This is a genomic window from Catenovulum sediminis (genome assembly GCF_007289895.1).
GTDB lineage: Bacteria > Pseudomonadota > Gammaproteobacteria > Enterobacterales > Alteromonadaceae > Catenovulum > Catenovulum sediminis.
Genome location: NZ_CP041660.1, coordinates 54,947 through 67,407, shown reverse-complemented (window position 1 = coordinate 67,407; position 12,461 = coordinate 54,947). Strand labels below are relative to the sequence as shown.

The window sequence follows — 12,461 nt, the reverse complement described above, 5'->3', positions numbered from 1 at the left end:
ATGAAGTTTAATAGCAAATTTATTACAGCATCGATATTGTTATCTGTTACTAGTGTTGGTTTACAAGCCAAAGTGAGCCCTGATGTTGCGGCTCAACTTGGCAAATCTTTAACGCCGTTAGGAGCCGAAAAAGCAGCAAACAATGATGGTTCGATTCCACAATGGACAGGGGGTATAGCAACACCGCCAAACGGATATCAAGTGGGTGACCATCATCCAGACCCTTTTAGTGATGAAAAACCTCTATTTACCATTTCAGCAGAAAATTATCAGCAACATGCACAATACTTGAGTGCAGGTCAAATAGCTTTATTTAAGGCTTACCCAGAGTCATTTAAGATGCCTGTATACAAAAGCCATCGTTCGGCAGCTGTGCCCCAATATGTATATGATGCGACGATTGAAAATGCAACGAAAGCAGAGCTAGTATCCGATGGTGAAGGGGTCGCTAATTCTGTCATAGGTATTCCATTTCCAATTCCACAAAATGGATTGGAGGCGATTTGGAATCACGTACTTAGATTTAGAGGCACTGCAATTGCACGTTGGGGCGGGCAAGCTGCACCGACAGCGAGCGGTGATTACACATTAATTGGTTTTGACGAGCAAGTGTTGTTTCAATATTCACAACCGGATATGACCTCTGATAAAATGGCAGAAGACAATATTATTTCTATGTTTAAACAAGAGGTCACCTCTCCGGCCCGTCTAAAAGGGACTGCACTATTAGTGCACGAGACGCTTGACCAAATTAAACAACCGAGACAAGCGTGGACTTATAACACAGGGCAAAGGCGAGTACGTAAAGCGCCTAATATTGCATTTGATGCACCAGGTACTGCTTCAGATGGTCTTCGCACGACAGATGATTTTGATATGTTTAACGGCTCACCTAGTCGTTACAACTGGACGTTAAAGGGGAAAAAAGAATTGTATATCCCTTACAATTCATATGCATTGCATGCTAAAGGCATTGATTACGATACAATTTTAAAACCCGGACATATCAACCCATCATTAACGCGTTATGAAAAACACAGAGTGTGGGTCGTAGAAGCAAATTTGAAAGATGGTATGCGACACATTTATAAAAAGCGTGTATTTTTTATCGATGAAGACAGCTGGCAAATTGCAGTGGCTGACGCATATGATGCACGAGATGAGCTCTATCGTGTCAATATGAGTTATGCGATTAACTATTATGAAGTACCTACATTATGGACTACGCTAGATGTATACCATGACTTGAATTCACGACGTTATTTAGCATTGGGCTTGGATAATAACGAAAAAATGTATGATTTTGATGTCGATACAGATAAAGGCGACTTTACACCTCAAGCTTTGCGTCGTAGTGGGTTGCGTTAAAAGGGGCGTATTTTGCGTATAGTTGTATGGTTCATAATATTGGCTGTTTGCGGGCATTCATATGCCCACAGCAGTGAACTATTATTGTTGGATATTTTAGTCACTGAGAATCAAGAACAGCGGATAGTTGCTATCGGTGAGCGTGGGCATGTAGTGCATTTAGACAATGCGCATGCCACACAAAAACGCGATGTGGTGGGTGTAGAACCGATGCTTACCGCAATTACGCAGAGTCCAAGCGGCAGGTTATGGGCTGTAGGCCATCAGTCAATAATTGTTTATAGCGATGATTCAGGACGAAGTTGGCATAAATCATACCAACCAAATAATTTGAACCCATTATTAGATGTTGAGTTTATAGACGATAACCATGGCATCGCTATTGGTGCATATGGACTTTTTTATCGAACGCGGGATGCTGGTAGAAATTGGACACAAGAGTACCACATTGGTTTATTGCCTGAGGAAGACCAAGCTTATCTGCTTGAAATAAAAGAAGCTTCAGAAGCTGATTATCTGTTTGAATTGAGCGCTATTTTGCCTCACTTAAATCAGCTCAAAAGGGTTGGCAGTAATTTATATTTAGTGGGTGAACTCGGTTTATTTGCTGTCTCGTATGATAATGGGCGGTCCTGGCAACGGATAGAAATTCCATATTATGGCTCTTTGTATGAAATCGCATATGCTCAACAGCAGTTATTTATTGGTGGGATGCGCGGCAGCATCTTTCGATTTGCGCATATTGATGGTCAAATTTCAGGGCGTGGTGAAAAAATATCGATTTCGGAACCCGTCAATATCAACAAAATTTTACTGTTTGGTTCGAATAATTGGTTAATTGTCGGCAACAGTCAAAGCGTTTGGGTTTTGGCAAAGGATAATCGTGAAGCCACAGTTCAATACAAAGTTAAGAGTAAAGTAATTACTTCTGCGGTAGTTACTCAAGATCGAGAAAATATACTAGTGACGGGTGAGCGAGGTGTCGAGATCATTAGCTTGCAAAAACTAAGTCAGGAGTGAGCAAAAAATTATGGTCGATTTAGTGCAAAGGGTTATCTTTCGTAATCGTTTGAGTGTTATTTTTATTTTTGCATTATTGACGCTTATTTTTGGCATTTTTGCCACACAGATAAAGTTAGATGCCGCTTTCACAAAGAACATTCCACTTCAGCATCCATACATGCAAACCTATTTGAAATATGCTGATGATTTTGGTGGAGCGAACAATATTCTCATTTCTGTTTGCGATAAATCAGGCAATATTTATAACCCAGATTTTTTTGATACGTTAAAAGGCATACACGATCAGTTGTTTTTTATACCCGGTGTAAATCGCTCAAGTGTTCTTTCCCTTTTTGCGCCAGCTGTCCGTTATACCGAAATCGTAGAAGAAGGGTTTGTAGGCGGGCCTGTGATACCGGCAAACTTCAGCAATGATGATAAGAGTTTGCAGGAGGTCCGACGTAATACTGAAAAATCTGGACAAGTTGGGCGCTTAGTCTCTAATGATTACAGCTGTGCAATGGTTAAAGCACAACTCCTTGATGTTGACCCAAATACCAAAGAGGCTGTTGATACTATCGGTTTTGCTAATAAACTTGAAAATGATATCCGTGCTCAGTTCGCATCCGATCAGCATACTATTCATATTATTGGTTTTTCTAAAATGGTCGGGGATGTCGCAGCAGGGGCAAAAGATGTGTTGCTATTTTTTCTCGTGGCAATTGTTGTTACTGCGATTTTAGTTTATCTATTTTGTCATTCTATGATGCTCACAGCGCTGCCAATTGTCTGCTCTGTAGGTGCTATGGTGTGGAAGTTAGGCATTTTATCAATGTTAGGATATGGGCTTGATCCCATGTCAATATTGTTGCCATTTTTGATCTTTGCTATTGGTGTTAGCCACGGTGTGCAAATGATAAACAGCATCGGTAAGCGAATAGCAAGTGGAGCGGGTGCTAAAATTGCTGCGAAGAAAAGTTTTAGAGCATTGTTTTTACCTGGCTTTATTGCATTATTATCTGATTGTATTGGTTTTGTAACCATCTTAAGTATTGATATCGGAATCATCCAGGAGCTTGCAATAGCGGCTTCAATTGGTGTTGGTGTTATTATTTTAACCAACCTTATTTTACTGCCAGTATTAGTTTCTTTTGTGAAGTTTCCGCAACATTATAGAAAACAAGCGGAATCAGCAAAAGCATCTAAGATTTGGCATTATTTGGTTTATTTATCGAAACCTGCATCCTCTTTAATATTGCTGTTTGTAATGGTCGCACTTTTTGTACTGGGGCATTGGCAATCACAGGAAATGAAAATAGGTGATTTGCATGCTGGTGCACCGGCATTGCATCAAGATTCAGTTTATAACCAAGATACATTCTTAATTACAAAAAAATATGAAGTTGGTGTGGATATTTTATCTGTGATTGCGGAAACGGTTCCTGACGCTTGCACACAGTACGAAATAATGAAAAAAATAGACGACTTTCAGTGGCGACTCAATAATGTTGAAGGAGTGCAGTCTAGTGTTAGTCTAACCACGGTGACTAAAACTATAACAGCAGGATACAATGAGGGAAATCCTAAGTGGCGGGTGTTGCCCCAAAATTCGGCAACATTAGCGCAGTCGGTTTCACGTGTTGCAACCAGTACAGGGTTATTGAATACAGATTGCAGTGCAATGCCGATTATTTTGTTTTTGCAAGACCATAAAGCCGAAACGATTGAAAACGTCATTAATGTCGTCAAAGCAGAAAAGCATAACTATGAAACTGACAACTTGAAGTTTGTTTTGGCGTTAGGTCCGGCTGGGGTAATGGGGGCAACAAACGAAGCTGTTGCTGAAGCCCAAGTACCTATGATGATTTATGTGTATAGCGCGGTTATTATTCTTTGTTTGGTAACTTTTAGAAGTGTGCGGGCAACAGCGGCGGTGGTAATACCTTTGTTTATTGTATCAACTTTGGCTCAAGCTTTGATGACCAAAATGGATATTGGACTTACGGTTTATACCTTACCCGTGATTGCTCTGGGCGTGGGAATTGGCATTGATTATGGTATTTATATATTGTCGAATATGATTGAGAAGCTTAAACAGGGGATGAATCTAACAGAAGCGTATCGCCAAGCTTTGATTGAACGCGGTAGTGCTGTGATGTTTACAGGTATCACTTTAGCTATTGGTGTCAGTACCTGGGTGTTTTCGTCACTCAAATTTCAAGTTGATATGGGGATATTATTAACCTTTATGTTTTTAGTTAATATGTTAGGGGCAATCTTGTTTTTACCTGCTTTATGCCGTTTGTTTTGGTGGAAACGTTAGCCGCAATTGAGCTAATATAGCGCTTTTATTCATTCAGGATAGTGTAATGACACAAAAGTCTATTCAAGTTCAGTCGATAGAAGTGAACAATGATAAACCGTTTGTGCTATTTGGTGGGATGAACGTGCTTGAATCGCGCGATTTGGCCATGCAAATAGCAGAAGCTTATAAAACCGTTACAGATAAACTCAATATTCCTTTTGTTTTCAAAGCGTCTTTTGATAAAGCAAACCGCTCTTCAATCCATTCGTATCGAGGACCGGGGATGGAAGAAGGTTTAAAGATTTTTGAAGAAATCAAAAAAACCTTTGATGTTCCGGTTATTACTGATGTGCATGAAATCGAACAAGCGCAACCTGTCGCAGAAGTGGTAGATATAATTCAACTACCTGCTTTTTTAGCACGCCAAACAGACTTAGTAAAAGCTATGGCTGCGACCAATGCGGTTATCAATGTCAAAAAGCCTCAGTTTATGTCCCCGTCACAGGTACAAAATGTTGTCGAAAAGTTTGCTGAGTGTGGAAACGACAAAGTGATTTTATGTGAAAGAGGGAGCTGTCTTGGTTACGATAATCTAGTTGTAGATATGCTAGGTTTTAGCGTAATGAAAGAAGTGACCAATGGCAGCCCAGTTATATTTGATGTAACGCACTCACTTCAGTGCAGAGATCCAATGGGTAGTGCATCAAGTGGACGCAGACACCAGACTGTTGAATTAGCACGCGCTGGTATGGCGACTAAAATAGCTGGGTTATTTATGGAAGCTCATCCAAACCCTGCACAAGCAAAGTGTGATGGTCCATCTGCTTTTCCTTTAGCACAACTTGAGCCTTTCTTAGCTCAAATTAAAGCAGTTGACGACTTAGTCAAAAGCTTTGACCCGATACAAATCCCGCGATAATAAGCGTTAGCAGGATAACTGGATCGCTTATTCCGCTATTTGAGTTGTTGTAGTGATAGGTTGTTCTGCTTTATTGTTATTTTGGTTTAACACGTTTTCAGCTACTTCAACTTTAATATTGCTATTTAAATCGACTGATTTAATTAAAGACGCAACTTCTAATTGAGTTGATTCTTGTAAGTTGGCTTCAACCACTTGCTTTAATTCTTCTGCAGAAGGCTGTGCAGCGGCAGAAAAAGTAGCAAAAGCAACAACTGATACTAAAGACTTTAATGCTAACATGATTGACTCCTTAACCTAAATTAACAGGTTAGTTAACTTTGTAATATAATTACATTAAAATTTTAACTTAATCCTTGTTTTAACCTTAAATCCTTTATTCCTTGGACAATTTGTATTCTACTGGTATGTAATAAAATTACAAGATTGAAAGCAAATAACTATATCTCTTTTTGTTCTAAGCCATATTATTTGCGTGTTTACTTTAATTTTTAGCAGGGATTCAGTCTGAAGTAGGCAGGGTTTAGGTATTGAATACTTGGATTTGGGGCTTGGTTTAGGTCGTTTTATTTTTTATTTTAGCGTCTGAAAATAGCTGGATTTTAGTTTCAAAGCCTTTAAATACAGTCGTTTAGTGTTTATTTTGTTGCAGGTGTTTAGATAGGATTAAGAATGTTAAAAATGAATGAGATATATTTAATACTCGCGCATGGCGCAGGTGCTGGAAGTGATTCAGACTTTATGCAACAAGTCTGTAATAAAATTACAAAACATCAACAGGAAGTTCACGCTCTATCAATAAAAGTAATTTTATTTGATTTTCCATATATGCAAACTATTAAAGAATCGGGAAAAAAAAGGCCACCAGATAGAATGCCTACCTTAGTTGATGCTTATCTAGCACAAATCGATAAAGTACCAGCTGACGCTAAACTATTTGTCGGTGGTAAATCGATGGGCTCTAGAGTCGCTTTAAATGCATATTTGCAAAGTAAGAGGCCTATAGATGGGTTTATTGCTTTAGGATACCCTTTTCATCCACCCGGAAAACCGGAAAAACATCGTATTGATTTGTTAAATCAATGCGATTTACCTGGCTTAATTATTCAAGGGGAGCGAGATACATTTGGTAATCGAGATCAGGTAGGTAAATTTACCGTGCAAGATAATTATGAAATTCGGTGGATTGAAAAGGCAGATCATAGTTTGAAACCTTTAAAATCGACCGGTTTAGATTCAGACGATACGTTAAACGAAGCGAGTGAGTACATAAAGGAGTTTGTGATTAAGCATGTCTAGAAATCTTGCGTTAGCAATAGCCGCATTTTATTGCGCACTTGCATTAACATTGGGAGCGTTTGCTGCTCATGCACTGAAGAGCCATCTATCAGTTGAGGCTTTAAATTGGATAGAAACTGCGGTGTTTTATCAATTTGTGCATGCTTTGGCAATATTGTGTTTATCGCAAGGGAAGCAACAAACAGTAGATAAATTATTGGCTGTTAGCATTATGTTGTTTGCTGCAGGTGTTTTTTGTTTTTCTGGTAGTTTATATTTAATGGCATTTGGCGTATCGGGTTTAGGGATAATGACGCCTATTGGTGGAATATTAATGTTAGCTGGTTGGTTAACTATCTTGTATCATTCTTTCTCACTAGCATTTAAGCAAAAAACTAATTAACAGGCGTTAAAATGGCGAAATATGTTCTGTACTGTCGTGCAGGGTTTGAAAATGATTGTGCTGCAGAGATACAAACCAAAGCTGCAGAAGTTGAGCTGTACGGTTTTTGCCGAACAAAGCCCGATACCGGCTATGTAGAGTTTGAAATAACCGGTGCTTCAGAGGGAGTATTATTTGCTAAGCTGCAACTCGATTCGCTGATATTTTGCCGTCAATGGTTTTGTGTGATTGATGAATTATTTGCGATAGATATAGCAGATCGCATCTCACCCATTATGCAATCTCTTAAGGGTAAGCCATTTAGTGATTTTACAGTGGACTATCCAGACACTAATCTTGGTAAAGAAGTATCTGGTTTTGCCAAAAAGTTTTCGGTTCCATTGCGCAATGCTTTGCGCAAGCAAAATATTTTAGTGACAAAAAGTAGTGAAATTTTACACCTGTTTGTGTTTGATTCACAAAATATGCTTTTAGGCTGGAGTCCGCTTAATAATCGTAGCGAGCTGCATTTGGGGATAAAAAGACTAAAATTTCCAAGTCAGGCACCTAGCCGCTCAACTTTAAAATTAGAAGAGGCATTTCACCATTTTATTCCGGCTAAAGAATGGGATACTCGACTCAGTGGCGGTTTACTTGCAGTAGACTTAGGTGCAGCTCCAGGGGGATGGACCTGGCAATTAGTTAATCGAGGGATGATGGTCTCTGCGATTGATAACGGACCTATGAATGAGCGTTTAATGGACTCAGGGCAAGTTAAGCACTTTAAAGAAGATGGTTTTAAGTTTTCACCTTATAAGAGAAATGTTTATTGGTTAGTCTGCGATATGGTTGAAAAACCGAAAAAAGTCAGTGCTCTGATGGTGAAATGGATTATCAACGGCTGGTGTAAAGAAGCTATATTTAATCTCAAACTGCCAATGAAACAGCGCTTTCAAACGGTACAGGAAATTATTGAAGATATAGAAGTCAGCATGTACCAAGCTGGTAAAAGGTATCAGTTTAGTGCCAAGCACCTATATCATGATAGAGAAGAGATTACCTGCCATTTAAGAGCGTTGTAAAGTGGACAAAAGTTTTGAGCAAATCGCAGATAAATTTGCGAAGAACATTTACCAAACGAGCAAAGGGCAGTTGCGCCTTGCGATAGTAAAAAAGGATTTACAGGATTTTGCCTTAACGGATTCTGGCAAGCCGATGAAAATCTTGGATGCGGGTTGTGGCTTGGGAGAAATAGCAGTTTGGCTAGCACAACAGGGGCATGAGGTTACCGGTGTTGAGCTGGCTGAAAGTATGCTTGTACAAGCTCAACAGCATGCTGCGCAGAATGCTGTTGAGGTTAATTTTATTTGTCAGTCGATTCAAGACTACATAGCAGAGCATACAAATACAGCGTATGACTGGATTGTTTGCCATGCGGTTGTAGAGTGGCTTGCTGATCCTGAGGCTGTGATTGCTCATCTAAACACCTTGTTAAAACCTGGTGGCAAACTGTCGTTAATGTTTTTTAATAAAACAGCTAAACTATTTGGTAATCTTTTGTATGGAAACTTTGACTATATAGATGCCGGTATGCAAGTTAAAAATCAAGTTAGGCTTAACCCCGGTAATCCTCAGCTACCTGAGGATGTATATGCGTGGGTTGAAAAGTTTGCCGAGATTAGGCGCAAACGAGGAGTGCGCTGTTTCCATGATTATATGATAGACCGTAGAATGTGGTTGGAGCAGTTTGACGTTATATTAGAAAAAGAATTGCTCTATTCTTTACAAGAGCCGTTTATATCTTTGGGGAAATATATTCATGTGGTGGCCGAAAAAAAACAAAGCACAGGTAAAGTGCGTTAGCGCTATCTTTTACTTAATCTTGTTATCTGCTTGCGACAACAGCTCAAATCAGTATGCACCAGTTGCACTATTGAAAGAGGTTGATCGGCATATGGCTGCCGATTTTGTGCAAGGTGTTTGGCGCTACCGAGGTGCCCGAGCTGTTGATGAGGGAATCGCAGTATATATTCAAATTCCTGACCGGTTAGATATCTCAGAAAAACAACATAAAATTTATTTGGTTGAAACAATTTGCCCTGATGAAACCGAAACTGATTTTTGGCGAAAATTAATACGTTATGATTTATATATTCGCACCTATAACTATGTAGATCGTAATTATACGCAGGCCAAGTGCCCCAAGCCTTTTAATATTTAGCCTACTCGCTTGTAATTTTTCATTGTGAGCATAATCTTAAATTATGTTCGCATATCACTTAAACCAAACATTTAGCTGTTATTTGCAGGCTATCCAATTAAACTCACCTTGGTTAAATGTACAGGGAGAAGTTGTATTAGCTGATTCGAGTCGTATAAAACAGCTGGCACCTGGCATTATCTATTACCAACCTTCCAGACTATGCGAACACAACGACAGCGCAGTGATATTAAGTTGTGGGCTGCATGGTGACGAAACTGCCCCAATAGAAATTTTAAGTTTTTTTTTGCGCGAGCTTGTGAGTGCAAAAATTAAATGTATACGTCCGTGTGTCATAATATTTGCAAATATTTTAGCGATTCAGAGAGGCGTCCGTTTTATTGAGACTAATCTGAATCGACTATTTGCGCTCGATAATAGAGAACATACATATCAGACTAGCTTTGAATCAGTTGACAACTACGAAACAAAAAGAGCCAATCTCATTAAACAACAAATTGAATTTTTATTGAAAGATAAAAATAGCCTCATTCATTTAGATTTACACGCGTCCATTCAAAGGTCACGATATCCTCTATTTGCTGTAATGCCATATATTGAAAACACAAAAGCTCAGCCTGAGCCTTCTGTCGCTAATGTTACTAATGTTATTAGTTCCGTCAGTTTAAAGGTAGACGCGATTATTTATTCATCACAGACGTCTAATACTTTTAGTTACTACACAGCAAATAAGTATGCTGCAAATGCTGCGACAATTGAGGTGGGCTCAATTAGAAAGTTTGGAAAGAACGATGATAAATTGAGAAATAAATTGATTAACCATCTTCAGAAACTTGTTGTTTGTCGTGCTAGCCGACTTTCTTCTGACATAATATATTCTGCAAACTATTTTAAAACATCGGATGTTGTGGTTAAAGATTTCAATGATTTTCAGTTTGTTTTAGCAAAGCCAATAGAAAATTTTACAGCTATAAAAAAAGGGCAGGTATTTGCTTTTGATCAAGTTAAACAATACATCGCTTCTCAAGATGGATTTATTTGTTTTGCCAACGAGGAGGTTGAAGTAGGCGAAAGAGCATTGGTTATTTTTGAAAAAATGGATTTTATGTAACTCAAAGGTTAATAAAAATAAGTTTTGTGTGTTAAAATATTGGACATGCTTCATAAAATCACATTAAGATGTTGTGCAAGTCTTTCAGTTTCATTGGAATAGCGGTAAGGGGTAGGAAGCATTGTATAAGGCTCAACGAATTAGGATTATTCGATTTCTATTATTTTGTATTGTAATTTGCAGCGTGAAAGTCGGGGCTTTTACGATAAAAGACGCTGAAACTTTGTTTGAGCAGCGAAATTATGAAAAAGCTCGACTTGCTTTTGAATCTTTTGCTCACCATGGAAACGCAAAAGCACAGTACTATTTAGGCATGATGTATTACCAAGGTAAAGGTGGTATCGCCGATATCTACAAAGCTTACGCTTGGTTTTCACTGGCGGAGAAAAATGGTTTTCGAGCCGCTGAAGAAGAAATTCGCCGCATGCGCCGCGAAATACCATCAAAACGTAAGGCAAAATCTGTCGCAGAGTCTTTAGCTGCCGAGTATAGCGCAAATGCGCTGTCACGTAGGATATACCCTCAGTACAATGGCTCGTTTGGCCTTAAAAATAAAATATTGTTGTCCGAAGCTGAAATTTTACCCGCTAATCAGAGTGGATGGGTACTTTTAATTGGCGATGTTAGCGAACGCGGTAATTTAATAAATCTACGTGTAAAAGAGTCTTTCCCAAACAAGCAACTTGAAAAGCGAGCATTTGACTACGCCAATAGTTTGAAATTTGAGCCTTTGGTTGTTGATAACGAAGTACTGGTGCGCGATCAGGTGTTAGTTAAAGTAGAGTTTCAAACTAATAATCGGGACGAGCACAGTATTTATCTAGCTCAGTATTCGACTTACCAACGCGCCTTGATTAGCAAAGCGCAAAATGGTAACGCTGAAGCGCAACTCTTGCTTGCGCAATTGATGAGCGTAGGGTTACTAAAATACCCTTCTAATGCATTGAATGCGGTTCCTGTCTATTGGTACTTGCAAGCTGCAATAAATGGAAGTGCGTTCGCTAAATTTGAATTATACCGCCATTTGAAAGAAGGGATTGGCTGTTTACCCGAAGCTAAAAAAGCTGATTATTGGCTACAGCGCAGCGCTGAACAAGGTCATTTAAGTGCAGTGTTTATGCAATTGAGATCACGTTATCAACAAAACCCAAGTAAAAACCAGCTTAGACGAATCGTTAATACCTTAGAATCGCTCGTAGAGCAGGGACACAAAAACGCTCATCAATTGCTTGCATTAATATATGCCACCAGTCCTTACGATGATTTTTATTACCCCTTCAAAGCTGGTTTAATGGCAAAAGATGGACTTTATGATGATGCCAATCATCCAGACTACTATGCAATATTGGCTGCTTCTTATTTAGGCCAAACGTCTTTAGATCGAGCCTATGAATATTTTTACCAAGCTATTGATTATGCTTTGAAAAGAGATTGGCCTGTCATTAATTATGTACAACTTGCTAGTCAGCTAGAAGTCTCGTTGGATACCACTGGTTTAAATTTATCAGAAGAAGCGCAAAAATTTAGCCTGCCATCGACATTGGCAAGAAAAAATTTAAAACCTATTTCAAGACCTTCGCCAGAATATCCGGTTGAAGCTGCACGGCGCGCTGTTGAAGGTTGGGTACGGTTAAACTTTTCTGTAAACGAAAAAGGTGAAGTCGAGAATATCACCGTTGTTAAATCTTCACCTGAAAATGTTTTCGAAGATAACGCGATTCAAGCGGTTCAAAAATGGCGATATGAACCCCCTAAAATTAACGCGTCACCTACGCGAGTCGACAATGTCAGTATTAAGCTAGACTTTAAATTGCAATAATTTAGCGAAATAGGATGCAAAGATAAATTTTGCAAACAATATCACACTAATGTCTA

Annotated in this window: 12 protein-coding genes; 11 read left to right on the top strand and 1 reads right to left on the bottom strand. The window is 39.0% G+C overall.

Annotation, left to right across the window (positions count from 1 at the left end; all coding sequences use genetic code 11):
- From FNT16_RS00285 to kdsA, 4 genes are read left to right on the top strand one after another with little or no spacing between them, the layout of a single operon-like run.
- The gene (locus FNT16_RS00285; protein ID WP_143869673.1) at positions 1-1,368 is read left to right on the top strand and encodes a DUF1329 domain-containing protein; all 1,368 of its coding nucleotides are present in this window, start codon (positions 1-3) and stop codon (positions 1,366-1,368) included.
- Between the two features lie 12 nt (positions 1,369-1,380).
- A complete protein-coding gene (locus FNT16_RS00280) occupies positions 1,381-2,388 on the top strand; it encodes a WD40/YVTN/BNR-like repeat-containing protein (protein ID WP_143869672.1) in 1,008 nt (335 codons plus the stop codon).
- 10 nt (positions 2,389-2,398) lie between these two features.
- A complete protein-coding gene (locus FNT16_RS00275; RefSeq protein ID WP_143869671.1) occupies positions 2,399-4,693 on the top strand; it encodes an efflux RND transporter permease subunit in 2,295 nt (764 codons plus the stop codon).
- A 46-nt stretch (positions 4,694-4,739) separates the two neighbouring features.
- Positions 4,740-5,594, top strand: a complete 855-nt coding sequence (gene kdsA / locus FNT16_RS00270; protein ID WP_143869670.1) for a 3-deoxy-8-phosphooctulonate synthase — start codon at positions 4,740-4,742, stop codon at positions 5,592-5,594.
- 27 nt (positions 5,595-5,621) lie between these two features.
- On the opposite strand, the gene FNT16_RS00265 is transcribed toward kdsA, so the two are convergent.
- A complete protein-coding gene (locus FNT16_RS00265) occupies positions 5,622-5,876 on the bottom strand; it encodes an EF-hand domain-containing protein (RefSeq protein WP_143869669.1) in 255 nt (84 codons plus the stop codon).
- A 399-nt stretch (positions 5,877-6,275) separates the two neighbouring features.
- On the opposite strand from FNT16_RS00265, the gene FNT16_RS00260 reads away from it, so the two are divergent.
- From FNT16_RS00260 to FNT16_RS00230, 7 genes are all read left to right on the top strand, one after another.
- Positions 6,276-6,893, top strand: coding sequence for an alpha/beta family hydrolase (locus FNT16_RS00260; protein WP_143869668.1), 618 nt, complete (start codon positions 6,276-6,278; stop codon positions 6,891-6,893).
- Positions 6,886-7,275: a DUF423 domain-containing protein gene (locus FNT16_RS00255; RefSeq protein WP_143869667.1), complete on the top strand. Its 390-nt coding sequence runs from the start codon at positions 6,886-6,888 to the stop codon at positions 7,273-7,275. Before FNT16_RS00260 ends, FNT16_RS00255 begins: the two co-directional genes overlap by 8 nt.
- Before the next feature lie 11 nt (positions 7,276-7,286).
- Positions 7,287-8,336, top strand: coding sequence for a 23S rRNA (cytidine(2498)-2'-O)-methyltransferase RlmM (rlmM, locus tag FNT16_RS00250; RefSeq protein ID WP_143869666.1), 1,050 nt, complete (start codon positions 7,287-7,289; stop codon positions 8,334-8,336).
- Position 8,337: 1 nt separating this feature from the next.
- Positions 8,338-9,117, top strand: coding sequence for a methyltransferase domain-containing protein (locus FNT16_RS00245; protein ID WP_143869665.1), 780 nt, complete (start codon positions 8,338-8,340; stop codon positions 9,115-9,117).
- Complete coding sequence (locus FNT16_RS00240) at positions 9,074-9,475, top strand: hypothetical protein (RefSeq protein WP_143869664.1); 402 nt, start codon at positions 9,074-9,076, stop codon at positions 9,473-9,475. The genes FNT16_RS00245 and FNT16_RS00240 overlap by 44 nt, the downstream gene beginning before the upstream one ends.
- A 43-nt stretch (positions 9,476-9,518) precedes the next feature.
- Entirely contained in the window at positions 9,519-10,586 is a 1,068-nt protein-coding gene (locus tag FNT16_RS00235; protein WP_143869663.1) for a succinylglutamate desuccinylase, read from the top strand.
- Between the two features lie 184 nt (positions 10,587-10,770).
- The gene (locus FNT16_RS00230) at positions 10,771-12,405 is read left to right on the top strand and encodes a TonB family protein (protein WP_143869662.1); all 1,635 of its coding nucleotides are present in this window, start codon (positions 10,771-10,773) and stop codon (positions 12,403-12,405) included.
- Positions 12,406-12,461 lie beyond the last annotated feature (56 nt).

Bases quoted from the DNA above. Each gene is read 5' to 3' on its own strand.
- FNT16_RS00285 (WP_143869673.1), top strand. From the start codon at position 1: ATGAAGTTTAATAGCAAATTTATTACAGCATCGATATTGTTATCTGTT.
- FNT16_RS00275 (WP_143869671.1), top strand. From the start codon at position 2,399: ATGGTCGATTTAGTGCAAAGGGTTATCTTTCGTAATCGTTTGAGTGTT.
- kdsA (WP_143869670.1), top strand. From the start codon at position 4,740: ATGACACAAAAGTCTATTCAAGTTCAGTCGATAGAAGTGAACAATGAT.
- FNT16_RS00265 (WP_143869669.1), bottom strand. From the start codon at position 5,876: ATGTTAGCATTAAAGTCTTTAGTATCAGTTGTTGCTTTTGCTACTTTT.
- FNT16_RS00260 (WP_143869668.1), top strand. From the start codon at position 6,276: ATGAATGAGATATATTTAATACTCGCGCATGGCGCAGGTGCTGGAAGT.
- FNT16_RS00255 (WP_143869667.1), top strand. From the start codon at position 6,886: ATGTCTAGAAATCTTGCGTTAGCAATAGCCGCATTTTATTGCGCACTT.
- rlmM (WP_143869666.1), top strand. From the start codon at position 7,287: ATGGCGAAATATGTTCTGTACTGTCGTGCAGGGTTTGAAAATGATTGT.
- FNT16_RS00240 (WP_143869664.1), top strand. From the start codon at position 9,074: ATGTGGTGGCCGAAAAAAAACAAAGCACAGGTAAAGTGCGTTAGCGCT.
- FNT16_RS00235 (WP_143869663.1), top strand. From the start codon at position 9,519: ATGTTCGCATATCACTTAAACCAAACATTTAGCTGTTATTTGCAGGCT.